The sequence below is a fragment of the Phytohabitans kaempferiae genome, assembly GCF_042433955.1.
GTDB lineage: Bacteria > Actinomycetota > Actinomycetes > Mycobacteriales > Micromonosporaceae > Phytohabitans > Phytohabitans kaempferiae.
On the sequence record NZ_JBHLUH010000052.1, the window covers coordinates 66,437 to 91,662 of the forward strand.

At 70.7% G+C, this 25,226-nt stretch carries 24 protein-coding genes and 1 pseudogene; 10 read left to right on the plus strand and 15 right to left on the minus strand.

Features of this window, described 5'->3' with window-relative positions:
• The first annotated feature begins 80 nt into the window (after positions 1-80).
• Positions 81-698 carry a DUF4126 domain-containing protein gene (locus tag ACFFIA_RS24780; protein ID WP_377254253.1) on the plus strand — a complete coding sequence of 206 codons (618 nt, stop codon included), beginning with the start codon at positions 81-83 and terminating at the stop codon, positions 696-698.
• Between the two features lie 131 nt (positions 699-829).
• Here the strand turns inward: ACFFIA_RS24780 and ACFFIA_RS24785 are convergent, their stop codons facing one another.
• The 6 genes and pseudogenes from ACFFIA_RS24785 to ACFFIA_RS24810 all read right to left on the minus strand — a co-directional run bounded on the left by ACFFIA_RS24785 (position 830) and on the right by ACFFIA_RS24810 (position 5,412).
• Complete coding sequence (locus ACFFIA_RS24785; protein ID WP_377254256.1) at positions 830-1,555, minus strand: ABC transporter permease; 726 nt, start codon at positions 1,553-1,555, stop codon at positions 830-832.
• Between the two features lie 94 nt (positions 1,556-1,649).
• Positions 1,650-2,318: pseudogene (locus tag ACFFIA_RS24790) on the minus strand (ABC transporter ATP-binding protein); the annotation flags it as partial.
• A 14-nt stretch (positions 2,319-2,332) separates the two neighbouring features.
• Entirely contained in the window at positions 2,333-3,109 is a 777-nt protein-coding gene (locus ACFFIA_RS24795; protein ID WP_377254259.1) for a hypothetical protein, read from the minus strand.
• Positions 3,106-3,981: an ATP-binding cassette domain-containing protein gene (locus ACFFIA_RS24800; RefSeq protein WP_377254262.1), complete on the minus strand. Its 876-nt coding sequence runs from the start codon at positions 3,979-3,981 to the stop codon at positions 3,106-3,108. The genes ACFFIA_RS24795 and ACFFIA_RS24800 overlap by 4 nt, the downstream gene beginning before the upstream one ends.
• Complete coding sequence (locus ACFFIA_RS24805; RefSeq protein WP_377254265.1) at positions 3,978-4,331, minus strand: GntR family transcriptional regulator; 354 nt, start codon at positions 4,329-4,331, stop codon at positions 3,978-3,980. The genes ACFFIA_RS24800 and ACFFIA_RS24805 overlap by 4 nt, the downstream gene beginning before the upstream one ends.
• A gap of 274 nt (positions 4,332-4,605) precedes the next feature.
• Positions 4,606-5,412 carry a sugar phosphate isomerase/epimerase family protein gene (locus ACFFIA_RS24810; RefSeq protein WP_377254268.1) on the minus strand — a complete coding sequence of 269 codons (807 nt, stop codon included), beginning with the start codon at positions 5,410-5,412 and terminating at the stop codon, positions 4,606-4,608.
• A gap of 152 nt (positions 5,413-5,564) precedes the next feature.
• On the opposite strand from ACFFIA_RS24810, the gene ACFFIA_RS24815 reads away from it, so the two are divergent.
• The 4 genes from ACFFIA_RS24815 to ACFFIA_RS24830 all read left to right on the plus strand — a co-directional run bounded on the left by ACFFIA_RS24815 (position 5,565) and on the right by ACFFIA_RS24830 (position 10,645).
• Positions 5,565-5,825, plus strand: a complete 261-nt coding sequence (locus ACFFIA_RS24815; protein WP_377254271.1) for a hypothetical protein — start codon at positions 5,565-5,567, stop codon at positions 5,823-5,825.
• Positions 5,826-5,900: 75 nt separating this feature from the next.
• Positions 5,901-6,830, plus strand: coding sequence for a hypothetical protein (locus ACFFIA_RS24820; RefSeq protein WP_377254274.1), 930 nt, complete (start codon positions 5,901-5,903; stop codon positions 6,828-6,830).
• Positions 6,823-9,429, plus strand: coding sequence for an FtsK/SpoIIIE domain-containing protein (locus ACFFIA_RS24825; RefSeq protein WP_377254276.1), 2,607 nt, complete (start codon positions 6,823-6,825; stop codon positions 9,427-9,429). Before ACFFIA_RS24820 ends, ACFFIA_RS24825 begins: the two co-directional genes overlap by 8 nt.
• 292 nt (positions 9,430-9,721) lie before the next feature.
• Positions 9,722-10,645 (plus strand): hypothetical protein, encoded by a 924-nt coding sequence (locus ACFFIA_RS24830; RefSeq protein ID WP_377254279.1) that lies wholly within the window; start codon positions 9,722-9,724, stop codon positions 10,643-10,645.
• 206 nt (positions 10,646-10,851) lie between these two features.
• On the opposite strand, the gene ACFFIA_RS24835 is transcribed toward ACFFIA_RS24830, so the two are convergent.
• The gene (locus ACFFIA_RS24835; protein ID WP_377254282.1) at positions 10,852-12,849 is read right to left on the minus strand and encodes an ethylmalonyl-CoA mutase; all 1,998 of its coding nucleotides are present in this window, start codon (positions 12,847-12,849) and stop codon (positions 10,852-10,854) included.
• A gap of 130 nt (positions 12,850-12,979) precedes the next feature.
• Between ACFFIA_RS24835 and ACFFIA_RS24840 the strand changes: the two genes are divergently transcribed.
• Together ACFFIA_RS24840 and ACFFIA_RS24845 are read left to right on the plus strand one after the other, a co-directional pair.
• Entirely contained in the window at positions 12,980-13,831 is an 852-nt protein-coding gene (locus tag ACFFIA_RS24840) for an ABC transporter ATP-binding protein (protein ID WP_377254285.1), read from the plus strand.
• A gap of 26 nt (positions 13,832-13,857) precedes the next feature.
• Positions 13,858-14,616: an ABC transporter permease gene (locus tag ACFFIA_RS24845; RefSeq protein WP_377254489.1), complete on the plus strand. Its 759-nt coding sequence runs from the start codon at positions 13,858-13,860 to the stop codon at positions 14,614-14,616.
• Positions 14,617-14,767: 151 nt separating this feature from the next.
• Here ACFFIA_RS24845 and ACFFIA_RS24850 read toward each other — a convergent pair whose 3' ends face one another.
• Positions 14,768-15,616 carry a 3-hydroxyacyl-CoA dehydrogenase family protein gene (locus ACFFIA_RS24850; protein WP_377254288.1) on the minus strand — a complete coding sequence of 283 codons (849 nt, stop codon included), beginning with the start codon at positions 15,614-15,616 and terminating at the stop codon, positions 14,768-14,770.
• A 78-nt stretch (positions 15,617-15,694) separates the two neighbouring features.
• Here ACFFIA_RS24850 and ACFFIA_RS24855 point away from each other — a divergent pair, with 78 nt between their 5' ends.
• A complete protein-coding gene (locus ACFFIA_RS24855; protein ID WP_377254291.1) occupies positions 15,695-16,012 on the plus strand; it encodes a hypothetical protein in 318 nt (105 codons plus the stop codon).
• 41 nt (positions 16,013-16,053) lie between these two features.
• Here ACFFIA_RS24855 and murA read toward each other — a convergent pair whose 3' ends face one another.
• Positions 16,054-17,346, minus strand: coding sequence for a UDP-N-acetylglucosamine 1-carboxyvinyltransferase (gene murA, locus ACFFIA_RS24860; RefSeq protein WP_377254294.1), 1,293 nt, complete (start codon positions 17,344-17,346; stop codon positions 16,054-16,056).
• A gap of 64 nt (positions 17,347-17,410) precedes the next feature.
• Between murA and ACFFIA_RS24865 the strand changes: the two genes are divergently transcribed.
• Together ACFFIA_RS24865 and ACFFIA_RS24870 are read left to right on the plus strand one after the other, a co-directional pair.
• On the plus strand, positions 17,411-17,980 hold the full coding sequence (locus ACFFIA_RS24865; protein ID WP_377254297.1) for a cob(I)yrinic acid a,c-diamide adenosyltransferase: 570 nt from the start codon (positions 17,411-17,413) through the stop codon (positions 17,978-17,980).
• The gene (locus ACFFIA_RS24870; RefSeq protein ID WP_377254300.1) at positions 17,977-19,050 is read left to right on the plus strand and encodes a hypothetical protein; all 1,074 of its coding nucleotides are present in this window, start codon (positions 17,977-17,979) and stop codon (positions 19,048-19,050) included. The genes ACFFIA_RS24865 and ACFFIA_RS24870 overlap by 4 nt, the downstream gene beginning before the upstream one ends.
• A 41-nt stretch (positions 19,051-19,091) precedes the next feature.
• Here the strand turns inward: ACFFIA_RS24870 and ACFFIA_RS24875 are convergent, their stop codons facing one another.
• The 6 genes from ACFFIA_RS24875 to atpA all read right to left on the minus strand — a co-directional run bounded on the left by ACFFIA_RS24875 (position 19,092) and on the right by atpA (position 25,213).
• A complete protein-coding gene (locus ACFFIA_RS24875) occupies positions 19,092-19,529 on the minus strand; it encodes a DUF2550 domain-containing protein (protein WP_377254303.1) in 438 nt (145 codons plus the stop codon).
• Positions 19,530-19,539: 10 nt separating this feature from the next.
• Positions 19,540-19,821, minus strand: coding sequence for a F0F1 ATP synthase subunit epsilon (locus ACFFIA_RS24880; RefSeq protein WP_377254306.1), 282 nt, complete (start codon positions 19,819-19,821; stop codon positions 19,540-19,542).
• A 121-nt stretch (positions 19,822-19,942) separates the two neighbouring features.
• On the minus strand, positions 19,943-21,043 hold the full coding sequence (locus tag ACFFIA_RS24885) for an LCP family protein (RefSeq protein ID WP_377254309.1): 1,101 nt from the start codon (positions 21,041-21,043) through the stop codon (positions 19,943-19,945).
• A gap of 139 nt (positions 21,044-21,182) precedes the next feature.
• Complete coding sequence (atpD, locus tag ACFFIA_RS24890) at positions 21,183-22,622, minus strand: F0F1 ATP synthase subunit beta (RefSeq protein WP_377254312.1); 1,440 nt, start codon at positions 22,620-22,622, stop codon at positions 21,183-21,185.
• On the minus strand, positions 22,622-23,560 hold the full coding sequence (locus ACFFIA_RS24895; protein WP_377254315.1) for a F0F1 ATP synthase subunit gamma: 939 nt from the start codon (positions 23,558-23,560) through the stop codon (positions 22,622-22,624). Before ACFFIA_RS24895 ends, atpD begins: the two co-directional genes overlap by 1 nt.
• Positions 23,561-23,572: 12 nt before the next feature.
• The gene (gene atpA, locus ACFFIA_RS24900) at positions 23,573-25,213 is read right to left on the minus strand and encodes a F0F1 ATP synthase subunit alpha (RefSeq protein ID WP_377254318.1); all 1,641 of its coding nucleotides are present in this window, start codon (positions 25,211-25,213) and stop codon (positions 23,573-23,575) included.
• Positions 25,214-25,226: the final 13 nt, after the last annotated feature.

Sequence of the window (25,226 nt, forward strand, 5' to 3'; positions counted from 1 at the left end):
CCCACGGACCACACGTTCGCGAGTCGATCTACCAGCCGGAGAGCCGGACATACTGGCGCGGCGATGCGATGCTGGGACACGTGTTGGAAGCGCTCACCGGGACGGGCCTGGCCGCCTCAGCTGGGCTGAACGCCTACATTCCCCTGCTCACGATGGGTCTGCTGGCGCGCTACACCGATCTGATCGAGCTGCCGAGCAGCTGGAGCTGGCTGGGCAACGGCTGGGTCGTCACGATCCTGGCGGTGCTGCTCGCGGTCGAGTTCTTCGCCGACAAGATCCCGATCGTCGACAGCGTCAACGACGTGGTGCAGACGGTCGTGCGCCCCACGGCGGGCGGGCTCGCGTTCGGCGCCGGCTCCAGCTCGGAGACCGTGACGGTGAGCGACCCGGGGCACTTCTTCTCCTCCAACCAGTGGGTTCCGGTGGCGGTGGGCGTGCTGATCGCCCTCGGCGTGCACGGCATCAAGGCGGCCGCCCGCCCGGTCATCAACACGGGCACGGCCGGAGTCGGCGCGCCCGTGGCAAGCACGGCGGAAGACTTCACCAGCGTGTTCATGTCGGTGATCGCGATCGTGCTGCCGTTCCTGGTGCTCTTCTTCCTCGTCGTGATCGTGCTCATGTTCGTCTGGCTGATCCGGCGGCGGCGAGAGCGCAAGCGCGAGCGCCAGGCCGCGCGGGCTGCCGGCTTCCGCGTCTGACCGAAGGCTCGCGGCCGCCCACAGTTGCCGTTGGCCGGGCTCTGGGGCGTCGCCGGCTGGACCTCGGCCTTCCTGCCCGAGAGCGCCGAGGAGGTGGCCGGCCCATGTGCCCGGCCACCTCCCCCGACTGGTCACTCCCAGCGGAAGAACCGTGCCGCCAGCGCCCCTGTCACCAGCAGATAGCCGACCATCACCACCAGGTGCAGCGCGGACGGGAAGGTGCCGCTCCACGCGTCCTGCATCGCCTGCGAGGCGGCGCCCAGCGGCGTGAAGTCGCTGATCCGGCGCACCACGTCAGGCATGACCGGTCCGGGCGTCCACACGCCGGCGAAGAAAATCATCGGGAAGTAGACGAGCATGCCGATCCCGGTCGCGGTCTTGGCGCGCGGCGCGAGCGCCGCGATCAGCAGGCCGACGGCAAACATCGCGGCGATACCGAGGACCAGCGCGATCAGGAAGCCTGGCACCTGCTGGGGCAGGTCGACGCCGAAGGCGGCCACGCCCACGGCCACGGCCAGCGCGACCGCGACGAGCGTCGCGGCACCGTTGACCAGAAGCTGCGCGCCGAGCAGGTTGACCGGGCCGACCGGCGTGGTGGAGAGCCGGCGCAGGACGCCCCGCTCCCGGTAGGTGGCGAGGTAGGTCGGCATGCCGCTCACAGCGAGCGTCGCGATCGCCATGGCGAGCAAAATCGGCACGTAGATGTCGATCGGCCGGAGCCCGTCGAGGTCGTCGGCGACGTCGCGAAAGCCGGGGAGCGCGAAGCCGAGCAGGAGCAGCAGCACGGCCGGAAACGCGACCCCCATGACGAGGTTCATCGAGTCCCGCAGGAAGAGCTTGGACTCCACGATGGTCATTCGGCCGACTGCGGATGACATGGTGTTACACCCCGATCTCGTGGCCGGTGAGGGCCAGGTACGCGTCTTCGAGCGTGGCCCGGTCGAGCCCGCGCTCGGCCTCGACCTTGGCGATGAGCGCGGCCGGTGTGTCGACCGCGACGGTGCGGCCCGAGTCGATCACCGCGACCCGGTCGCAGAGGCGCTGCGCCTCGTCCATGAAGTGGGTGACCAGCAATACGGTGACGCCCCGGTTGCGCACGCTCTCGATGAGCGCCCAGGTCTCCCGCCGTGCCGCCGGGTCGAGCCCGGTGGTCAGCTCGTCCAGCACGGCGACCTGGGGATTGCCGATGAGCGCGAGCGCGATCGACAGCCGCTGCTTCTGCCCGCCGGAGAGCGTGCCGAAGCGGGCGTTGCGCCGCGCGGAGAGCCCGAGCACGTCGAGCAGCTCGCGCCAGTCGGCGGGGTCGCGGTAGAAGGAGCTGTAGAGGTCCAGCGCCTCCCACACGCGGATCTTCTCCGGCAGCTCGCTCTGCTGGAGCTGCACCCCGACCAGGTTGCGCAGCTCGGCACCGTCGCGGTCCGGGTCCTTCCCGAGCACGCGCACCGAGCCGCCGTCGCGCTGCCGCAGCCCGCTCAGGCACTCCACCGTGGTCGTCTTGCCCGCGCCGTTCGGCCCGAGGATCCCGAAGATCTCGCCACTGTCCACTGTAAACGTCACGTCGGCCACGGCGGTGGTCTCGCCGTACCGCTTCTGCAGGTTGGAAATCTCGATGACCGGCATGGTCCCTCCCCGGATCAACCCGAAACCTTCTTGATGCTGACCGCGCGAACGAGCGCGAAGTTGACGAGCCAGGCGACCGCGATGGAGGCCACGGCGACGAGCACTCCGACCGGGAGCGCCGGCGGTTCGAGGCCAAGCCCTTCGTTGATGCCGAGGCCGAGCCAGAGCGAGTCGAACATCGTCTCCGTGACGACGGCCGGCACCACGCTCACCGGGATCAGCGCGATGCCCACCAGCGCGCCGAAGCGGTAGAAGAAGGTGCCAAGCAGCCAGCCGCAGCACAGGTACACGGTGCCGACGAGCAACTCCTCGACGAGCGTGATCATCCCGTCGCCGAGTGACCGCACCGGATACGGATCCTCAAGGCCTCCGAAGAGATCGCCGGCGGAGTAGATGGCGTACTCGATGGCAAACCCGAGCGTCATGGTCACCGCGTAGACCACGGCGACGGCGACGATGCAGATCGAGGCACCCAAGGCGAAGTCGCGGCGGGTGACCCCGTTTCCGATGTACATCGGCAGGTACACCGTCGTGAGCATCACCCCGACCGCGAGCAGGAAGTACTTGGGAGCCGAGCCGCCGGAGGTGGCCCAGATGCTGACCTCCGTGTCGGCGACGGTCAAGACCACAGTCATGATCAACGCGTAGACGGCGAACATGATGGCCCAGTAGTAGGCAACCATCGGCAGTCCGGCGCGAAACTGGGCGCGCGCGACGATCAAGGCGGTGTTGCGGCGGGGTCCCCGAGGAAACGTGGTGCGAAGCGGAGCGCTTTCTTGGGGTGCTTTCATCGCCGTTCCTCAGCAGTCAGGTGGACGAACAGGTCCTGGAGCCCGACCGGCCCCAGGTCGAGGCCCGCCTCGCGAGCCCGGCCCCGCTCCTCGTCGGTGAGCTGGCCGTAGATGGTGGTCGAGCGGGTGCTGCCCAGCCGCTGATCGCCGAGGATCGTGCGCCCGGCGGTGAACGCGTCCACCGCCTCAGCCGGCCCGGTCACAGCGACGCCGCGGGAGCGTAGGGTCTCCGTCTCCTCGTGCGCCACGAGCCGCCCCTTGTCGAGGATCACGACTTCCTCGAAGAGGGAACCGACCTCCTCGATCAGGTGCGTGGAGACGATGATCGTGCGCGGGTTGGCGATGTAGTCGTTGAGCAACTCGTCGTAGAACGCGTACCGCGAGGGGGCGTCCATGCCCAGGTACGACTCGTCGAAGATGGTCAGCGGCGCCCGCGCGGCGAGCCCGAGCGTGACGCTGAGCGCCGACTTGGCACCCCGGGAGAGGCCGCCGACACGCTTGCGCATCGGCACGTCGAAGCGCTCGACCAGCGCCTGCGCGTACTCCTCGTCCCAGTTGGGGCGCAGCGCTCTGGCCAGCCGGAACACAGTCTCCACGCGGTCGGTGTCCTGCGCGTCGACCCGGTCGCGCACGAAGCACATCTGCCGGGTGAGCGCGGCGTTTTCGAAGGGCTCCGCGCCGTCCACGAGGACCGTGCCGCTGGTCGCCCGGCGGAACGCGGCCACGATGGAGAGCAGGCTGGTCTTGCCCGAGCCATTGCGCCCGAGGAGTCCGTAGATCTTGCCGCCGTCCAGCCGGAGCGTGAGATCGTCGACGGCCACCGTGTCGCGGTATCGCAAGGTGAGGTTCTTGACCTCGACGGAGAGAGTCACTTCGCCCCCTCGATCCGGCGGACGATCTCGTCCAGGGAGATGCCGATCACGCGCGCCTCCGCGATCATCGCGTCGACGACCTCCTCGAAAAAGCGCTCACGCCGCTCCGCGCGAAGCTTCTGCTGGGCCTCCGGGCTGACGAACATGCCGATCCCGCGCCGTTTGTAGAGGACGCCCTCCTCCACCAACTGCTGGAAGCCTTTGGCCGCGGTGGCGGGATTGATCCGGTAGAAGCTCGCGTACTGGTTGGTGGACATGACTTGCTCGTCCTCCCCAAGTGCCCCGCTCAGGATGTCCTCTTTGATCTTGTCGGCGATTTGCAGATAGATCGGACTCCGGTCGTCGAACACGGGAGCACCTCAAGGTTCATAGGTTCATTACTTGACTAATGAACCGTAGCACCGAAGAACCGCGCCTGTCCACCCGTGGCCGGCCAGGCGCCCGCCACGTGCGCGGCGTCCGCGCGACAGCCCTCGACGCCACAAGGCGAGGTTGTGGACCGCGGAGGGTGAGGCCGCGGGAGCGGCGGTCTGGGCCACGGCGGACATCGCGGTAGCCCAAGATCTCCGGTGGTGACCGCCGACCTTGCCGGCCTCTCAGGGCCGGGCGCCCAGCGGTCGCGGGCTAGCGGGAGCGGAGAAACGCGGGGACGCCGGCGACCGCCGCCACCTCGTCGCCACGGAGGCGGGACTTGAGCGTGAGGAAGCCGTCATAGCCCGCGCAGGAGAGCGCGGTGAGGACGGACGGCCAGTCCAGATGCCCCGCACCAGGCTGGAATCCGTTGGAGTCGCCGACGTACACGTGCCCCACGAGCCGACCGGCGACCCGGAGCGCGGCGCCCGGGTCGTCCTCCTCGATGTTGAGGTGGAACGTGTCCACCGCCACGCCCAGCCCGCCCATGCAGAGCCCGCCGGTGCCCACCGCGCGGACCAGTTCGGCGGCCCGGTCGAGGCGGTTGACCATGTGCTCCTCGTACCGGTTGAGCGGCTCCAGGAAGAGTCGCACGCCCTCCTTCTCGGCATGCCGGCCCAGCTCGGAGAGGCCCTCGACGAGCACCTCGCGGTCGCCGTCGGCACTCCGCGGCGGGCGGAACGGCGGCAGCTGGAGCGAGAACATGCCGCGCGAAGCCGGCGTCACCACACCCCGCCCGCCAAGGTCAGCCATCACCGAGAGCTGCGACTTCACCTGGTCGATCGCGTCCCGCCGCAGCTCGCGGTCGAAGGCGCCGAAGAAGTGCCGCATGTCCACGGTCGCCATGGGCAGCACGACCCCGTCGCGGACCGCGCGGCGCAGCTCGGGGAGGCGCTGGCGGAAGGCGTACGAGCCGCGGCCCCGCAACTCGATCGCGTCGTAGCCGGCCCGCACGGCGAACTCCCACTTGTCCTGCAAGCGGGCGCCGGGCAGGAGGTGCTCCAGACACGCGATCTTCACGGGAACCCCCTCCCATGCGGTGGCTCTACTACAGATTACGCAAATGTGACAATTTGTCCGGCGAGCGACACAGCGGCAAAGCGTGACGATCCAGTCCACATCAGGGCGAATACGGATAAGATTGCACCGTTTGTCCGTCAAGGGGGTTGCCAGTGGCGAGCGTCGCCGAGGTGAAAGCGGCCATCGATGCCGCGATGCAGCACGTGCAGGAGGGCCAGGAGGCCGTCCGGGCGGCCAACGAGAAGCTCGGCGAGGCGCAGCTCAGCCTCGCCGCGGCGGTCGAGGGCAGTGGGCACGAGTCGGTCACCTCCGCGCAGGCCGCCCTCGCCCAGGCGGCCAACGAGCTCGAGGACTGCCTCACCGCCACGCTCGGCGCGATGGACCAGGCCCAGCAGTACGCCGCCGCTCTCTGACGCCATGAGCGAGCGAATCATCGAGCCGGGCGCGTCCGGTGCCTCATGGCCGCCCGGGGCGAAGCGAGGGCGGCCATGAGTTCGCTGCTGCACGCACTCGCGTACCGGATCCAGGAGGTCGGCGAGGAGCTGCCGGTGGGGCAGGTGGCCACCGCCGCGGACCGGCTCCGCACCGCCAACGGGCTGCTCGCCTGGGTGATGCGCGCCAGCGCCACCACCGCGCCCACGCCCACGCTCACCGCCGCGGGCGAACACCTCGACCACGCCGCCGGCGCCATGCTCGCCGCGCGCGAGGCACTGACCGGGTACCTGGTCTCGATCGGGCTGCCCCGCGACGCCGTACCCCCGCCGGATCGCGACTGGCAAGCGGCGCTGGCGCCGGCCGCGCCACGCCGAGCGCCTGCGGACGCCGCGCCTGCGACGCTGACCCACTTCTGGGCCGACCGGGTCGACGAGCTGACCGAGTGGTCAGGCAGCCGGCCGGAGTGGGGCGCGGAGTCCACGGTGGACCTGCTGCACCGCTGCGCGAAGGCGGTGCCCGACGAGGACCGCCGCCGCCTGCGCCGGGAGCTGGTCGCGGTGGACCCGGCCGTGGGCCTGGCACTCTCCGCCGTGGCACCGGCGCCGCTGCGCTTCCTCGCCGCGGAGATGGTCGGCCATCCACCCTCCATAGAGGACCTTCCCCGGGTACGGAAGGAGGTCCTCCCCCGCGTACGCAAGCTGCTGCCGGCGCTCGACGACATCGTGGTGGACGAGTTGCTGGCCCGCGCCTGCCACGCCCCGCCGCCCGAGCGCGAGGCGGACAGCGAGCGGACGCATCCGGTCGACGCGGCGGTGACCTCGGCCGTACTCGTGGGCATCCTGCTCGAAGCCACCGACCGCGAGCCGGACGAGCTGGCCAAGGTGGCCGAGGAGCTGCGCCGCCGCGAGGAGGACGAGAAACGCCGGGGGGACGAAAAACGCCGGGGGGACGAAAAACGCGGGGAGAAGGAACGCCGTGGCTAACGGTCGGCACGGCATCGTGGCGGGGGTCCGGCGCGACCTGGCGGCGGCGCGCGGCCTCACCCGGGCGGCACTCGGCGCGGCGGAAGTGGAGCGCGACGAGGCGCACCGCCACCGCGACGAGGCGCACGCCCAGCACAGCGAGCGGCTCGCCGCCCTGGCCGAGGCGCGCGAAGCGGCCCGCCGGGACATCCGCGCCCACTTCGAGCGCGACGCGGGCGCGCTCGCCGAAGACCTGGTGGCGGTCGCCGCGGCGTGCGCACCGGGCGCGGCGGGCGCCTCGTGGCGCACCTGGCGCCCCACCGAGCCAGAACGCGGGCGGCGCCCCGGGCTCTTCCGCATCGGCACGCTCGGCCAGGAGCGGACGGCCGGCACGATCCCGGCGCTGGTGCCACTGCTCGACCTGGCACACCTCTCGTTCAGCGGCGATACTTCCACAGTGGACGGCGTGATCGCCGGCCTGCTGCTGCGCGTGCTGGGCAGCACTCGCCCCGGCGAGGTGCGCCTTACCGTGTACGACCCCGAGCAGCTCGGCGGGAGCCTGGCCGGGTTCGCCCCGCTGGGCAACGCCGACCTGCTCACCTTCGTGGGGCCGGGCGGTCTCACCGGGATGCTCGACGAGCTGGTGGAGCAGATCCGCCGGATCAACGAGAGCGTGCTGGCCGGCGAGTACGCGTCGCTGGCCGAGCTGACCGCCGCCACCGCCGCCCGCCGCCCCGAGCCGTGGCGCCTCGTGGTGCTGCTCGGCGACGCGGCCACCGCCGCTGACCTCACCGCCGCCCAGCGCGCGCAGCTCGACCGGATCGTGCGTACGGGCGTGGCGTGCGGCGTACACGTGCTCGCCCGAGGGCTGCCCGTCGAGGCGCACCTCACGGTCGAGCATGTCGCCGTGTACGGGGGCACCGCCGCCTGCCGCACCACCGGCGACCTCCCGGTGCGCCTCGACCAGCCGCCCGCCGCGGACCGGGTCGCCGCGGCCTGCCGGGAGCTGGCCGAGCTGCTGCTCGCCGGGCCGCCGCCGGCGCAGTTCGCCGATCTGGCGCCAGAGAAGCTCTGGACCGAGTGCTCCGCCACCGGGCTGGCCGCCCCGCTCGGCGACGGGCCGGACGGTGAGCTGGTCGAGGTGCTGCTCGGCGACGACCCGCCGCACGCGCTGATCGGCGGTCCCTCCGGCTCCGGCAAGACAAACCTCATCTACGCCTGGCTGGGCTCGCTCACCGCCCGGTACGCCCCCGACGAGTTGGCGCTCTACCTGCTCGATTTCAAGGAGGGAGTGTCGTTCGCCCGCTTCGCGCCCGGGCGGCGGGACCCGAGCTGGCTGCCCCAGGTGCGGCTGGTCGGCGTCAACGTCAACGGCGACCGCGAGTTCGGGCTGGCGCTGCTCCGCCACCTCGGCGAGGAGCTGCGGCGGCGGGCACACGCCGCCAAGCGCCACGAGGCCACCAAGCTCGCCGAGCTGCGCGCCGAGGACCCGAGCGGGCACTGGCCGCGGATCGTGGCGGTGATCGACGAGTTCCAGGTGCTGCTCGCCGGGCGCGACGCCGTCGCCCAGGAGGCCGTCACGCTGCTGGAAGACCTGGCCCGCCGCGGCCGCTCCCAGGGCATCCACCTCGTGCTCGCCTCGCAGGACGTATCCGGCATCGAGGCGCTGTGGGGGCGGTCCGCCCTGGTCGCCCAGTTCACGCTCCGCATCGCGCTCCCCAAGGCCCGGCGCATCCTGGCCGAGACCAACCTGGCCGCCGACGTCATCCCCCGCTTCCACGCGGTGGTCAATGCCGATTCCGGGGTACCCGATGCCAACCGCATCGTCCGCCTCCCCGACGCCAGCGACCGGGGTTCGTGGCGGGCGCTCCAGGAGAAGCTGTGGCACGCCCGCCCGGAGGGCCTGGAGCCGCCCCGCCTCTTCGACGGCGACGCGGTGCCGCCCTATCCGGCCGAGGTCACTGTGGACGGTGCGATACTCGGCGAGACGATCGACGTGCGGCCCCGCCCCGCGGTGCTTCGCCTCCCCCGCGCCCCCGGCCGCAACCTCGCCGTACTCGGCACGCGCGTCGAGGAGGCCTGCGCGATCCTGGGCGCCGCAGGCCGCTCACTGGCCACTGTGGACCACGAGACGCGCTTCAGCGTCGTGTGCCTGGACGACGACGCCTCACCCGCCGCCGGCCTGCTGCACGCCGCACTCCCCGGTGCCCGCTGGTACGACGCCGACACCGCCCCCGAACTGCTCGCCGAGGTCGCCGGGACGCTGGACGGCCCGCCCGCCGCGATCCCACACTTCATCATCGGGTACGCCTGGGACGCCGCCGGCGGGCAACTACCCCACCTGCGCAGCATCCTGGCCCGGGGCCCCGAGCACCGCGTACACGTGCTCGGCTGGTGGCGCGGCGTCACCCGCCTCCGCGACGACCTGGGCGGCGTGGGCGCACGCTTCGACGCGATCGGCGCGTGGGTCGCACTCGACGTACACGGGGGCGAACTCGCCCCACTCTCCCCCCAGCCCGGTGGGCCGGCCTGGTATCCACGCCAGCACCGCGCCCTCTTCTTCGACCGCTCCGTGCACCGCGCGCCCGAGGTCATCATCCCGTACGGGGTGGGCGTGTGACCGCACGTCACGCTCCACTCCCGCTGCCGGGCAGGGCCGCGGCTCCGACGCGCCCGGCAGGTCCCCCACGTGGCGTCCGGGCGCCCGCGCCAGGCCGGGCCACGGCGCAAGGCCAGGGCGCGGCGCAAGGCCAGGGCGCGGCGCAAGGCCAGGGCGAGGTTGCTGTCGAGAGAGGCTCCGCTCTGCTCTCCTGGAGGAAACACCTGTTGTCCGATAGCCGGACGGTTGCTGGTTCCCATGGGGAAGCAGAGCTTCACGCCAGGTCGCGCCCTATTGACGAGCAGGTGGCGCGGTGAATGCGGTCGAGTACCGGCACCTCGTCGAGGCGCTGGCGGCGGCCGCGAGCCGGCGGGATGCCGAGCTGGCCGCCGCCGAGCGGAGCTATCAGGACGGCGCGGCTGCCGTGACGGCGGCGTTGGCGCGGGCCGACTCGGCTGCCGATGAGGCCGACCGGCGGGCCACGGCGGCCGCGGGCATGGTGATCGAGGTAGACCGGGAGGCGGCGCGGCTCTGGGACGGGCTGCGCCGGGCCGGCGGATGGTGGAGCCGGCGCGTCGGGGAGTTGCCGCTGCCCGCCGCCGAGGCTGATCTCGTGACGGCCGGGCAGCCTGCCACGCGGGGAGGCAGGACAGCGCTCGGAGCCGGCGAGGCGCCCCTGGGAGCGGGCAGGGCGGCGCTCGGAGCCAGCGAGGCGACGCTGGGAGCTGGCAGGGCGGCTCTGGGAGCTGGCAGGGCGGCTCTGCCAGCCGGCCGGGAGGCGCCGCCACACACCGGCGACCGGTCAGGCGGTGACACCGGGCGGGAGCCAAGCCCCACCGCGCGGCGAGACGCGGTCGTCGGCGCCGGGGCGGAGGCGGTGGCCCTGCTGGACTCCGCCGCCAAGCGGATCGACCAGATGCGGCGAGGGGCGCCCCGGGCACCGCTGCCCCGATGGCTCCTGCCGCTCCTGCCGCCGCTCGGCGCTGTCGCCGCGACGATGACCGGGCTGGTCGCGGGCGGGCTGGTGACGCTGGCGCACTTCGAGTCGGGGCTGACCTGGCCGCTGCGGTTGCTGGGCTGGCTGACGTTTCTGATCGCGCCGTTCACCGGAGTGCCGCCGGCCGCGCTGTGGGTGGGGCGGCAGTTCGGCAGCCGGCTGGATACCGGGGCGATCGGGCTCATCGTGCTCGGCGGCATGGCCGCCGGCTGCGGGCTGTCGCTGCTCTTCGCGCGCTGACCCCGGAAGCCCCGACAACCGCGCACTGCCCCTGGAAGCCCGGCAACCGCGCTGCCCCTGGAAGGCCGACGACCGCGCTGCCCCTGGAAGGCCGACGACCGCGCTGATCCTGGGAGCTGACAACCGCGCCGCCTGTGGAAGGCCGACAACGGCGCTGACCGGCGGGAGCCCGACGGCGCAGCCGGGCGACGGCAACAGCGCCGCCGCTAGCCAGCAGCCAAACCGTTTGCCTCCCGCACCACCGTCACCAGCTCGTCCATTATGGACGTCAGCGCGAAGTCGCGAGGGGTGAAGACCCGGGCCACACCGGCTTCGCGGAGCTTGGCGGCGTCCACCGGCGGGATGATGCCGCCGACCACCACGGGCAGGTCGGCGCGGCCGGCGGCCTTCAAGCCGTCCAGCACCGCGGGTACGGCGGCCAGGTGTGAGCCGGACAGCACCGACAGGCCCACGATGTCGACGTCCTCCTCGACCGCGGCGGCCACGATCTGCCCCGGCGTGAGACGGATGCCCTGGTACACCACCTCGAAGCCGGCGTCGCGCGCGCGTACGGCGATCTGCTCGGCGCCGTTGGAGTGACCGTCCAGGCCGGGCTTGCCGACCAGCAGGCGCAGCCGGCCCGTGCCCAGCTCACGTGCGGTCTCGCTGACCCGCGCGCGCACCCCGGTGAGCGTGGCGTCCTCGCGCATCGCGGACGACGCGGAGAGGCCGGTTGGCGCGCGGTACTCGCCGAACACCTCGCGGAGCACGCCGGCCCACTCGCCCGTGGTGACGCCGGCGCGTACACAGTCGAGGGTCGCGGGCATGAGGTTGTCGGCACCGGTGGCGGCGGCGCGGAGGGCGGCCAGCGCTACCTCCACAGTGGAAGGTTCTCGCCCGGCGCGCCACGAGACCACCGCCTCGGCGGCGGACCGCTCCACGGCCGGGTCGACCTGCTCGATGGCCTCGGCGCCGGAGGCGGTGAGCGGGGAGGGCTCGGTCTCGGTGAAGCGGTTGACGCCCACCGCCACGTCGGCGCCCGCCTCGAGCCGGCGGCGGCGCTCGGCGAGGGAGGCGACCAGGGCGCTCTTGAGATAGCCGGTCTCCACGGCCGCCACGATGCCGCCCAGGTCGAGTATCTTGTCCAGCTCGATCCGCGCGCCGTCCACAATGGAGTCCACAAGCGCCTCGACCACTCGCGAGCCGTCGAACAGGTCCGGGTATTCGAGCAGATCCGACTCGTACGCCAGGACCTGCTGCATCCGCAGTGACCACTGCTGGTCCCACGGGCGGGGCAGGCCGAGCGCCTCGTTCCACGCCGGGAGCTGCACGGCGCGCGCCCGGGCGGTGCGGGAGAGCGTGACGCCCAACATCTCCAGCACGATCCGCTGTACGTTGTTTTCCGGCTGCGCCTCGGTCAGGCCGAGCGAGTTGACCTGCACGCCGTACCGGAAGCGGCGCTGTTTGGGATCCCGCACGCCGTATCGTTCGAGCGTCAGCGTGTCCCACAGCCGCACGAAAGCCCGCATCTTCGCCATCTCCTCGACGAAGCGCACGCCCGCGTTGACGAAGAACGACACGCGCTGCACCACGTCGCCCATCCGCTCCGGCGGGACCTGGCCGCTGTCCCGTACCGAATCGAGGATGGCGACCGCGGTGGCGAGTGCGAAGCCCACCTCCTGGACCGGCGTGGCGCCCGCTTCCTGGAGGTGGTACGAGCAGACGTTGACCGGGTTCCACTTCGGAGCGTTCGCCACGGTCCAGGCGATCGTGTCGGTGGTCAGCCGGAGCGAGGGGCCAGGCGGGAAGATGTACGTGCCCCGGGAGAGGTACTCCTTGACGATGTCGTTCTGCGTCGTGCCGGTCAGCGCGCCGGTTGGCGCGCCCTGCTCCTCCGCCGCGACCACGTAGAGCGCGAGCAGCCACATGGCGGTGGCGTTGATGGTCATCGAGGTGTTCGCCTCGGCGAGCGGGATGCCGTCGAAGAGCGCGCGGGCGTCGCCGATGTGCGACACCGGCACGCCGACCCGTCCCACCTCGCCGGCGGCCAGCTCGTGGTCGGGGTCGTACCCGGTCTGGGTCGGCAGGTCGAAGGCGACCGAAAGGCCGGTCTGCCCCTTGGCCAGGTTACGGCGGAAAAGCGCGTTGGTGGCGGAGGCCGAGGAGTGGCCGGCGTAGGTCCGCATGACCCATGGACGGTCCCGCTCGGGAAGACGACTCTCCATGGCGGCAGTCTAAGTTACCGTTAAGTCACAAGAGCCGGTGAAAAAGCACACAGCCCGCCACCTGCGCCGACGCCACACTCCACGAGGGCGGCTCCCCGGCCGCGCGCCCGCCCAGTCATAGTGTCTGACCATGGGGAGCGAACTCGCGGTCTCGGTCAAGGGGCTGCGCAAGGCGTACGGTCGCATGGTCGCGATCGAGAGCCTCGATTTGGACGTCCGGCGAGGCGAGGTCTTCGCCCTCCTCGGCCCCAACGGCGCCGGCAAGACGACGACCGTGGAGATCCTGGAGGGATACCGCTCGCGCGACGGCGGCGAGGTGCGCGTGCTCGACCACGACCCGGCCCGCCCCACCGCCTACTGGCGTTCCCGGGTCGGGGTCGTACTCCAGGGCACCGGCGAGTTCGACGAGCTGACGGTCGGCGAGCTGGTGCACCACTTCGCCGCCTTCTACCCCAAGCCCGACAACCCAGACGAGGTCATCGAGCGGGTCGGGCTGCGCGAGAAGGCGACGGTCCGTACGCACGCGCTCTCCGGCGGGCAGAAGCGGCGGCTGGACGTGGCGCTCGGCATCGTCGGCCGCCCCGAGCTGCTCTTCCTCGACGAGCCGACCACGGGCTTCGACCCCGAGGCGCGCCGCGAGTTCTGGCAGCTAATCCGCGACCTGGCCGCCGCCGGTACGACGATCGTGCTGACCACGCACTACCTCGACGAGGCGGAGGCGCTCGCCCAGCGCGTGGGCGTGATCGCCAAGGGGCGGTTGGTCGAGGTGGCCGAGCCGAGCCGGTTGGGCAACCGGGAGAGCGCGCCGGCGACCGTCTCGTGGCGTACCCCGGATGGCGAGGTCGAGTCCGCGGAGAGCGCGACGCCGACGGCGCTGGTGGCCGAGTTGGCCGCGCGCTTCGGCGGCGAGGTGCCCGGCCTGACCGTCACCCGCCCCACGCTCGAAGACGTGTACCTGCGCATGATCGGAGGAGCGGCGTGAGCGTGGACCTGGCCCGGCGGCAGGGCATGCTGGAGGTCAAGCAGTTCGCGCGCAGCCGCGAGGCGGTCGTCTTCACGATGGCGTTCCCGGTCATCATGATCTTGATCTTCGCCTCGATCTTCAACGAAGAGATCGCGCCGGGCGTCAACTACACGCAGTACTTCATCACCGGCATGATCGCGACCGGCCTCATGACGGTCGGCTTCCAGAGCCTCGCCATCCAGATCCCCATCGAACGGGACAAGGGCGTACTCAAGCGCTTCCGTGGCACTCCGATGCCCAAATGGGTGTACTTCGCCGGCAAGGTCATCATGGTCGCCGCCATCGGCGTGGCCGAGATCGCGCTGCTGCTGGCCATCTCGATCGGCTTCTTCGACCTCCAGGCGCCCGCTTCGGCGGCGAAGTGGCTCACGTTCGTCTGGGTATCGCTCCTCGGGCTGAGCGCGTGCACGCTCTGCGGCATCGCGTTCTCCTCGGTGCCCCGCAACGCGCGCGGCGCGACCGCAGTCGTCACACCGGTCGCGCTCGTGCTCCAGTTCATCTCGGGCGTGTTCTTCGTCTTCACCGACCTGCCCACGTGGATGCAGCAGGTCGCGGCGATCTTCCCGCTCAAGTGGATGTGCCAAGGGCTGCGCTCGGTGTTCCTGCCCGACTCGTTCGCGACCGCCGAGCCCGCCGGCAGTTGGGAGCTGGGCAAGGTCGCGCTGATCCTGAGCGCGTGGTGCGTCATCGGGCTGGTGGTGTGCGTCCGCAGCTTCAGCTGGTCAAACAAGTACAGCCGCTGAGCGGTGACCACTAACCCTTGCCGGCTTCGCCGGCCCGGCTGACCAGCGGCCTTCGGCCGCCGGCGAACGTTAGTGGCCACCGCACGAGTGCCCAGCATGAACAGGCCATGAGGCGGGCGAGATGACCCCGCCCGCCCTGGCGGGAGCGGCATCAGTACTCGTAGAAGCCCCGCCCGCTCTTTCGGCCCAGGTCGCCCGCGGTGACCATGCGCTGGAGCAGCTCCGGCGGAAAGAACTTCTCGTCGGCGGTGTCGGTGTAGATGTTCTTCGTGGCGTGCAGCAGCACGTCGACGCCGGTCAGGTCGGTGGTCGCCAGCGGGCCCATGGCGTGGCCGAAGCCGAGCTTGCACGCGGTGTCGAGGTCTTCCGGCGTGACCACGCCCGACTCGACCAGCTTGACCGCCTCGACCACCAGCGCGACGATCAGGCGGGTCGTCACGAAGCCGGCGATGTCGCGGTTGACCACCACGCACGTCTTGCCGATCTCCTCGGCGAAGGAGCGGGCGGTCGCCAGCGCGGCGTCCGAGGTCTTGTATCCACGCACGAGCTCACAGAGCTTCATCATCGGTACCGGCGAGAAGAAGTGCGTGCCCACGACCGACTCGGGGCGCTCGGTGACCGCGGCGATCTGCGTGACCGGGATCGCGCTCGTATTGGTGGCGAGCACCGCCTCGGGCCGGCACACCTTGTCGAGCTGCCGAAAGACCTCCTGCTTGACGTCCAGCCGCTCGAACACCGCCTCGACCACGATGTCCGCCTCGGCCGCCGCCTCCAGGTCGGTGGTCGTGGTGATGCGGGCGAGCGCGGCATCGACGTCGCCGGGCTCGATCGCACCCTTGCTGGCGAACTTCTCCAGCGACTTCCTGATCGCCGCCGCGCCCCGTTCGGTCGCCACACTGTCGAGGTCACGAAGAGTGACCTGCCACCCCGCCTGCGCCGCCACCTGGGCGATGCCCGACCCCATCAGACCGGCCCCGATGACCGCCAGTCGACCCGCCATGCGTCACTCCTCACTCGCTAGCAATGCATGGATGCTAAACGACCATTCAGGATGACCTTGAGGTGTCACACTGACGCCATGGCGCTGGCCGACAGCTGGTACCTGGTCGGACCGCTGATCGCGTTCGCGGTCGTGGGCCTGATGGCCGTCGTGTTGCGATGGGCACTGGGGCGGGACGGGATCTCGCCGCCACCGCTGAGCGACGACTTCGGGCTGCTGCGAGTGGCCGCGCTTGTCGACCGGCTGGAGGTGGCCCAGGCCGTACGCAGGACGCTGCGCGAGGCCGGCATCCGCTCGACGATCTCGACCGGCCTCGACGGGCTGATCAAGATCCTCGTGTTTCCGGACGACGCCGGGCGGGCGCGGCGGGTACTGGAGCGCGACTCCTCGGCCTGACTCCCCCGCGCTGGCCCGCCCGCGTCTGCGGCCGGCTCCGGCTACTGGAACGTGAAGGTGGGCTCCTCGGGCGCCGCCGCCCGATCCACCTTGACGCCCAGCGCCCGCAGGTTGGGCACGAAATCCGGGTAGCCCCGGTCGATGTGGTGCACGTGCGAGATCTCGGTCATCCCGTCGGCACAGAGGGCGGCCATCACCAGCCCGGCCCCGGCGCGGATGTCGGTGGCCCGCACGGGCGCGCTGGAGAGCCGCTCGCGCCCCTGCACGACCGCGTGGTGGCCGTCGGTGCGGATGTCGGCGCCGAGCCGGACCATCTCGTTCACGAACATGAAGCGGCCGTCGAATATGTTTTCGGTCACGAGCGAGGAGCCGTCGCTGACCGCCGCGAGGCCGATCGCCATCGGCAGCAGGTCAGTCGGAAAGCCCGGGTACGGCAGCGTGACCACGTCGACCGCCGTCGGGCGCTGGTCCATCTGCACCCGGAAGGCGTTTGACCTGGTCTCGACCATCCCGCCGGCCGAGATCACCTTGTCGAGGGCGATCTCCAGGTGACCCGGGTCGACGCCGGTCACGGTGACATCTCCCTGGGTCATCGCCGCGCCGAAGGCCCACGTGCCGCCCACGATGCGGTCGCCGATCGTGGCGTGATTGACCGGGCGCAGGTCGGTGACGCCCTGCACCCGCAGCGTGGAGGTGCCGGCGCCCTCGATCCGCGCGCCCATCCCGATGAGCATGTCGCAGATGTCGACGATCTCGGGCTCGCGGGCCACGTTGTCGATCACCGTCTCGCCGCGCGCCAGCACGGCCGCCATCAGCAGGTTTTCGGTCGCGCCCACGCTCGGGAAGTCGAGCCAGATCGTGGCGCCCCGCAGGCCGCGCGGCGCCGAGGCGATCACGAAGCCATGCTCACCGGTGATCTCGGCGCCCATCCGGGCCAGCCCGTCGATGTGCATGTCGAGCCCGCGCGAGCCGATCGCGTCGCCGCCCGGATGGGCGACCCGCACGAACCCCCGCCGCGCGAGCAGCGGCCCGAGCACGCAGATCGAGGCACGCAGGCGGCGTACCAGGTCGTAGTCGGCCTCGGTGCCGGTCGCCTCGGGCACGTCGATCGAGACCGCGTCGCCCGCGTACTCCACCGTGCAGCCGAGCCGCCGGAGCACCTCACCCATGATCGCGATGTCCGTGATCCGTGGGATGTTGCTCACCACGCTGCGGCCGGGCGCCAGCAGCGCCACCGCCATCAGCTTGAGCGCCGAGTTCTTGGCGCCGACGACGTGTACCTCGCCCGCCAGTCGGGCTCCGCCCATCACCTGGATCACATCCACGTCGGCCATCGTAGAAGCCTCACTCACCGCCGTCTCGGCGGCCGTGAGAGCTGACGGTCGTACGCTAAGGCTCATGGCAGTCCACCTCACCAGGATCTACACGAAGGCTGGCGACACCGGCGCCACCCGGCTCGTCAACAACGAGCAAGTGTCGAAGACCCACCCGCGAATCGCGGCGTACGCCGACGTCGACGAGTGCAACGCCGCCATCGGGGTCGCGCTCGCTCTCGGACAGTTGTCCGACGACGTGCGGGGTGTGCTCTCCACGGTGCAGAACGATCTCTTCGATGTGGGCGCCGACCTCGCCAACCCGGAGACCGCCGGCGAGACCCCGGCGCTGCGGGTCACCGAGGAGTACGTGACGCGCCTCGAAGGCTGGTGCGACGAGTTCAACGCACGGCTGTCCACACTCGACTCCTTCGTATTGCCGGGCGGCACACCGGGCGCCGCGCTGCTGCACGTGGCGCGCACGGTGGCGCGTCGCGCCGAGCGCGCGGCGTGGACTCTGGTCGAGACCGATCCGGAACGAACCGGCACCCTCCCGGCAAAGTATCTCAATAGGCTCTCGGATTTGCTGTTCATCCTGGCGAGAACGGCAAATCCGGCTGGCGACGTGGTCTGGGTGCCGGGCGCCAACCGGTGAGGCTGGCAGGGCTGGTCGCCGGACTGCTCGTGCTCACCTCCTGCTCGTCGGCACCGTCGCCGGCACCACCTCCCACCATGCCCTGGCGCGAGGTCACGCTCCCCGCCGCCGACGCGACCGTCCAGGACGTCGCGTTCTGCGACGACCACTGGCTCGCCGTGGGCGGCCTCCCGACCGGCCCCGCAGCCTGGATGAGCGCTGACGGCACGACCTGGACCGGGGTACGGCTGGAGCCGGTCAGCTTCTACGGCCGGCAGAGCACGCTCTCCAGCGTGGCCTGCCGGGGCGCCGACGCGGTGGCGGTGGGCGCCGCCTCGGGCGGTGCGCACGGCAACCCCCGCACGAGCACGTGGCGCAGCCGCCCGGACGGAAGCTGGCTTGAGCACGAGCCGGCGTTCACCCAGTTCGGGGGAGCGGATTCGGTAGGCGTTGGCGCGGCGGCCGCCTCACTCGGCGCACCCCCAACCTGGGCGATCGTCGGCAACTGGCTCGGCCCCGACGGCTCCCCCGGCCCGGCGCTGTGGCACTCGGCCGACGGCGCCACCTTCCAGCGCGCGCTGGTGGCCCCGGGGTCCGCCGCGCGGGGCACCGCCGTCGCCCCGCTCCCCGGCGGCGGCTGGCTGGTCGCGGGCGAGGCGTACGGCACCACGCTCACCGGCGCCTCCTGGACCTCCCCCGACGGCGCGACCTGGACCCCCGCACCGGTCGGCGGCCCGCTCGCACTCCTCACCCCGTACGCCGACGGGACCCTGGCGGTGGGCTCGGCCGGCGCGTGGTGGCACGACGGCACCGCCTGGCAGCGCCGTGGCGGCTTCGGCGAGGCGGCCGGCTGGCGCTTCCTGGGTCTGGCCGCCGCGGGCGACCTCAGCGTGCTGACGGCCGCGGCCGGCGCGTCCTGCCGGATGTGGACGTCACGCGACGGCGGCACGACGTGGCAGGAGGTCGCGATGCCCGCACCGGTGCCGGTGTCGGCCGAGACCGTGGCCGCCACCGCCGTGAGCGGCGACACCATCCTGCTCGCCACAGACGACGGCACGCGCGCCCGCCTCTGGCTCAGCACGCTGGCGTGAGCGGCGGCGAGGCTGAGGCGACGCGACCGGGGCCGCCGGCCCTAGTAGGTGGCCAGGGACGAAGAAACCGCCCCGGGCGGGGCGGCTTCCAGCCACGACATGAATCCGGTCACCGTCGACTTGGCCATGGCGATCTCGACGGGCGCCTGGTGGCTGAGACAGCGCAGGATCACCCAGTCGGCGGGCATGCTCATCAGCTCCTGCCCCTCCGGCTTGCGCCGGCGCTCGACCACCAGGCCCTGACGGGACAGGCAGCGCTTGGGACGGATGGCGAGGCTGAACATGCGGTAGAAGCGCAGCTCGTCACCGACGAAGCGGCCGAACCCCGGCGACCAGCCACGCCCGTCGAGCATGGTGGAGACGCGCAGGTTGAGCTTGATCGTGCCGGAGCCCGCCATCAGCGCACGGCGGACGAAGAGGACCGCCAGGAAGGCGAGCAGGATGAGAACGCCGACCCCGATCCATTCCAAGACCAGCATCGGCGTGCGGTCAGCGAGCCGCTGGTGTGGCCGGCTCCGCGCTCTCGGCTAGCACCGTCACGCCCGACTCGGTGACGGAGAGAAAGCCACCGGACACGTCGTAGGTGATCTCCTCGCCGCCGGCGAGCTTGACCCGCACCTGGCCGGGCTCGGCCAACTGGCCCAGGAGCGGCGCGTGGCCGGGCAGCACGCCCAGCTCACCCTCGGTGGTGCGCGCAACGAGCATCTCGGCCTCGCCGGACCAGACCTTTTCCTCGACGGCTACGACCTCGACCTGCAGCTGGCTTGCCACGCTGTCTCCTCGGCAACTATGGGGATTAGACCGAGTTTAGACAGCGGACAGACAGCTCCCCACACAGGGTGGCGTGCAACACAGTCACAAACGCGACCACCGATACCGCGTCACCGATGGGTCACTTGTTGATGAACTCGGGATGGGACACCACGAACGAGTCAACCGTCCCGTTGCGCACCGCGGCGAAGAAGTCGGCCGCGGGCGGCAGCAGCTCCTCGCCCCGGTAGTTACTCCCTGTGCCCACGCCACGCCCCGGCAGCTTGATCATCGTGATCGAGTTGGAGCGGATGTCACGCAGCGCCACCGCGTAGTCGAGCACGCTGTGGCCGCGGCCGTTGAAGACCAGCGACTGGCCGGCGGCGCGCAGCACGTTGTCGAGCTTGACCGGGTTGGTCACCACGTCCCTGCTGAACGCCTGGTTGACCATCGCCTTGATGAACTGCTGCTGGTGGCGCTGCCGCACGTAGTCACCGCCGACCGTCTTGCGCTGGCGGACGATGTCGAGCGCCTCCCAGCCCTTGAGGTGGTGCGTGCCCTTCTTGTAGACCTTCTGCACGCCCACGTAGCCGTCGCCGCGCGGGTTGGCGTCGCGGCCGCTGCCGTCGGGCTTGAGGTGCTCGGAGCGCACGTCCATGTCGAGGGTCATCGTGACCCCGCCCATGGCGTCGACGATCTCGCGGAAACCCTGGAAGTTGACGATCGCGCCGGCGTCGAAGCGCTGGATGCCGGTGTACTCGGTGAGCGTCCTGGCCAGCAGCTCGAAGCCGCGTGCCGAGTCGGGCTTTTCCTGGCCGGGCACGCGGCTGCCGTACGCCATCGCCGCATTGATCTTGTCGCGCCCGCCCTTGAAGTTGGCCTTGGGGAAGGGCGGGATGTCGACCAACAGGTCACGCGGGATGGAGAAGAGGTACGCCCGGTCGTGCGCGTCGGGCACGTGCAGGATCAGGATCGTGTCGGAGCGGGGCGGCTCGTTGGGGTTGTCGAGCCGCGGGTCGATGCCGGCGAGCAGGATGTTGAGCGGGCCCTTGATGTCGGTCTCCGGCTCGGGCTCCGGGTCGGCCTGGTCGCCGAAGAGGTCGGCGGTGGTCACCGACCCCTCGTATCGGGACTGCAGCACCTCGCTGGCGAGGAGTGTGCCCCCGCTGCCCACCATCAGCAGGGTCCCGAAGATCGTGCAGAGCAGGGCCCATCTCGGCAGTCGACGACCAGCCTCGCTCATGGCGGCAGCCCTCCAATCACGGTCCCTCTACAGGTTTGACGGATCAGAGGGTGTGAAGGTTTGCTACCCAAACCTAGCTCGACATAGACCAAGGCGCCCGCCACAGATTGGCGGACGCCTTGGCTACAAACGGGACGAACTAGTCGTTCTTCATGAGCTCCCGCGCGTTGCGCTCGAGGTCGTCGAGCCCACCGCACATGAAGAAGGCCTGCTCGGGGAAGTGGTCGTACTCGCCATCGCTGATCTTCTTGAACGCCTCGACGGTGTCCTTGATCGGCACGAAGGAGCCCTCGATGCCGGTGAAGACCCTCGCCGCGTAGGTGTTCTGCGACAGGAAGCGCTCGATCCGCCGGGCCCGGCCCACCGTGACCTTGTCGTCTTCGGAGAGCTCCTCCAGGCCGAGGATCGCGATGATGTCCTGCAGGTCCTTGTAGCGCTGGAGGATCCGCTTGACCTCGGAGGCCACCGCGTAGTGCTCCTGGCCGACGTACTCGGTCGCGAGGATCCGGGACGAGGACGCCAGCGGGTCCACGGCCGGGTAGATGCCCTTGTCGGAGATCGACCGCTCAAGGTTGGTGGTCGCGTCCAGGTGGGCGAACGTGGTGGCCGGCGCCGGGTCGGTGTAGTCGTCGGCGGGCACGTAGATCGCCTGCATCGAGGTGATGGCCTGGCCACGCACCGAGGTGATCCGCTCCTGCAGCTCACCCATCTCGTCGGCCAGCGTGGGCTGGTAACCCACGGCCGAGGGCATCCGGCCCAGCAGGGTGGAGACCTCGGAGCCGGCCTGGGTGAACCGGAAGATGTTGTCGATGAAGAGCAGCACTTCCTGCTTTTGCACGTCGCGGAAGTACTCGGCCATGGTCAGCGCCGACAGGGCGACCCGGAGACGCGTGCCCGGCGGCTCGTCCATCTGGCCGTAGACCAGCGCGGTCTTGTCGATGACGCCGGTCTCGGTCATCTCCAGGATGAGGTCGTTGCCCTCACGGGTGCGCTCGCCCACGCCGGCGAACACCGACGTACCACCGAAGTTGTTGGCGACCCGGATGATCATCTCCTGGATGAGCACCGTCTTGCCCACGCCCGCGCCACCGAAGAGGCCGATCTTGCCGCCCTTGACGTACGGGGCGAGCAGGTCGAGCACCTTGATGCCGGTCTCCAGCATCTCGGTCTTCGGCTCCAGGTCGGCGAACGCCGGCGGCTTGCGGTGGATCTGCCAGCGGTCGTTGACTTCGAGCCTCTCGCCCTCCTTGAGGTTGAGGCACTCGCCGATCGCGTTGAACACGTGGCCCTTGGTGGCGTCGCCGACCGGCACCGTGATCGGCGAGCCGGTGTCGCGCACCTCGGCGCCCCGGACCATGCCGTCGGTGGGCTGCATCGAGATCGCGCGGACCATGTTGTCACCCAGGTGCTGGGCGACCTCCAGGGTCAGCGTCTTGTCGCCGCCGGCGAGCGACACCGTCACGTGCAACGCGTTGAAGATGTCGGGCATCGCGTCGCGCGGGAACTCGGCGTCGACGACCGGGCCGATGACCCGGACCACGCGACCCGTGGCGGTCTTGGTCTCTACTGGAGCAGTCATCACACTTCACTTCCCGCCGCGGCGAGCGCGTTGGCGCCGCCGACGATCTCGCTGATCTCCTGGGTGATCCCGGCCTGACGCGCGGAGTTCATCTCGCGCGTGTAGTTCTGGATCATCTCTTCCGCGTTGTCCGTCGCGCTCTTCATCGCGCGCCGGCGGGCCGCCGACTCGCTCGCCGCCGATTCGAGCAGGGCGGCGTAGATGCGCGTGTTGATGTACTTGGGCAGCAGCGCGTCGAGCAGCGCCTCGGCCTCGGGCTCGAACTCGTACGCCGGCAGAAGCCCGGGAGCCGCCTCGCTGATCGGGCGCTCCTCCACCTCCATCGGGCCGATGATCCGAGTCGTGGGCACCTGCGTCATCAGCGACTTGAACTCGGTATACACGATGTGCAACTCGTCGACACCGTGCACGCCGTCTTCGCCGGCGTGGTCGTCACCGTCGTCGGCGCCGTGGGTGAACGCCTTGATCAGCGTCTCGCCCACGATGCGGGCGTCGGCGAACGTGGGCTGCTCGGAGAAGCCGGTCCAGTTCGCCTCGATCTGCCGATTGCGGAAGCGGTAGTACGTCACGCCCTTGCGGCCGATGACGTACAGGACCGGCTCCTTGCCGTCCTCCCGCAGCCGCGCGATCAGCGACTCGGCCGTCTTGATCGCGTTGGAGCTGTAGCCGCCGGCCAGGCCGCGGTCGCTCGTGATGAGCAGGACGCCGGCCCGGCGCACCCTGGGGCGCGCCGTCAGCAGCGGGTGATCGACGCTGGCGTTGGACGCCAGCGCCGTCAGCACGCCGGTGATGGCCCGGGCGTACGGCAGGGACGCCGACACCCGCGTCTGGGCCTTGGCGATGCGGCTCGTCGCCACGAGCTCCATCGCCTTGGTGATCTTCTTCATCGACTTCGCCGAGCGGATCCGTTGACGAAGAACGCGAACCTGGGCCGCCATAGATCGCCCCTACTACTTCTCGACGGGAGCGGCGCGGTAGCGGGTCACGGTCTCCTGCGCCTGCTCGCCCTTCAGCGCCTCGGCTTCCGCCTCGGTGCCGAGGTGCGTCTCCTCCTTGGCCAGGAACATCTGCTTGAACTTCACGATCGCCTCGTCGAGCGCCGAAACGATGTCGTCGTCCCAGTTGTTGTCGGCGATCGACTGGAGGGTCGCCTTGTGCGAGTGCCGCAGGTACTCCAGGAACTCCGACTCGAAGCGGCGGACCTCGCTGACCGGGATGTCGTCGAGCTTGCCCTCGGTGCCGGCCCAGATCGAGACGACCTGCTCCTCCACCGGGAACGGCGTGTAGTTGAGCTGCTTGAGCAGCTCGACCAGCCGGCCGCCCCGGTCCAGCTGGGCGCGGGAGGTCTTGTCGAGGTCGGACGCGAGCGCGGCGAAGGCCTCCAGCTCGCGGTACTGGGCCAGGTCGAGGCGGAGCCGGCCGGCAACCTTGCGGAGCGGCTTGACCTGCGCGGCGCCACCGACCCGGGACACCGAGGTGCCCACGTTGATCGCCGGACGCACGCCCTGGTTGAACAGGTCGGCCTCCAGGAAGATCTGGCCGTCGGTGATCGAGATGACGTTGGTCGGGATGAAGGCCGAGATGTCGTTGGCCTTCGTCTCGATGATCGGCAGACCGGTCATCGAGCCCGCGCCCATCTCGTCGGAGAGCTTGGCGCAGCGCTCCAGCAGGCGGGAGTGCAGGTAGAAGACGTCACCCGGGTAGGCCTCGCGACCCGGCGGGCGGCGCAGCAGCAGCGACACGGCGCGGTATGCCTCGGCCTGCTTGCTCAGGTCGTCGAAGACGATCAGGACGTGCTTGCCGCCGTACATCCAGTGCTGGCCGATCGACGAGCCGGCGTACGGGGCGATGTACTTGTAGCCGGCCGGGTCGGAGGCGGGCGAGGCGACGATGGTGGTGTACTGCATCGCGCCGTGCTCTTCGAGCGTGCCCTTGACCGACGCGATCGTCGAAGCCTTCTGGCCGATCGCCACGTAGATGCAGCGCACCTGCTTCTTCGGGTCGCCGGACTCCCAGTTGGCCCGCTGGTTGAGGATCGCGTCGAGCGCGACCGTCGTCTTGCCGGTCTTGCGGTCACCGATGATCAGCTGCCGCTGGCCCCGGCCGATCGCCGTCATGGCGTCGATCGCCTTGATGCCGGTCTGCAGCGCCTCGGTCACCGGCTGGCGGGCCATCACGTTGGGCGCCTGGAGCTCAAGCTCGCGGTAGCCCTCGTTTTCGATGTCGCCGAGGCCGTCGATCGGCTGGCCGAGCGCGTTGACCACGCGGCCGAGGAACTTGTCGCCCACCGGCACGGAGAGCACTCGACCGGTCCGCTTGACCCGCTGCCCCTCCTCGATGCCGGCGAACTCGCCCAGGATGACGACACCGATCTCGCGGACATCGAGGTTGAGCGCCACGCCCAGCGTGCCGTCCTCGAACTCCAGCAGCTCGTTGGCCATCGTCGAGGGCAGGCCCTCGACGTGGGCGATCCCGTCGCCGGCGTCGGTGACGGTGCCGACCTCCTCACGGGAGATGTCAGGCGTGTACGAGGAGACGTAGCGCTCCAGGGCGCCGCGGATCTCCTCGGTCGAGATGGTCAGCTCGGCCATCCTCAGCTTCCTT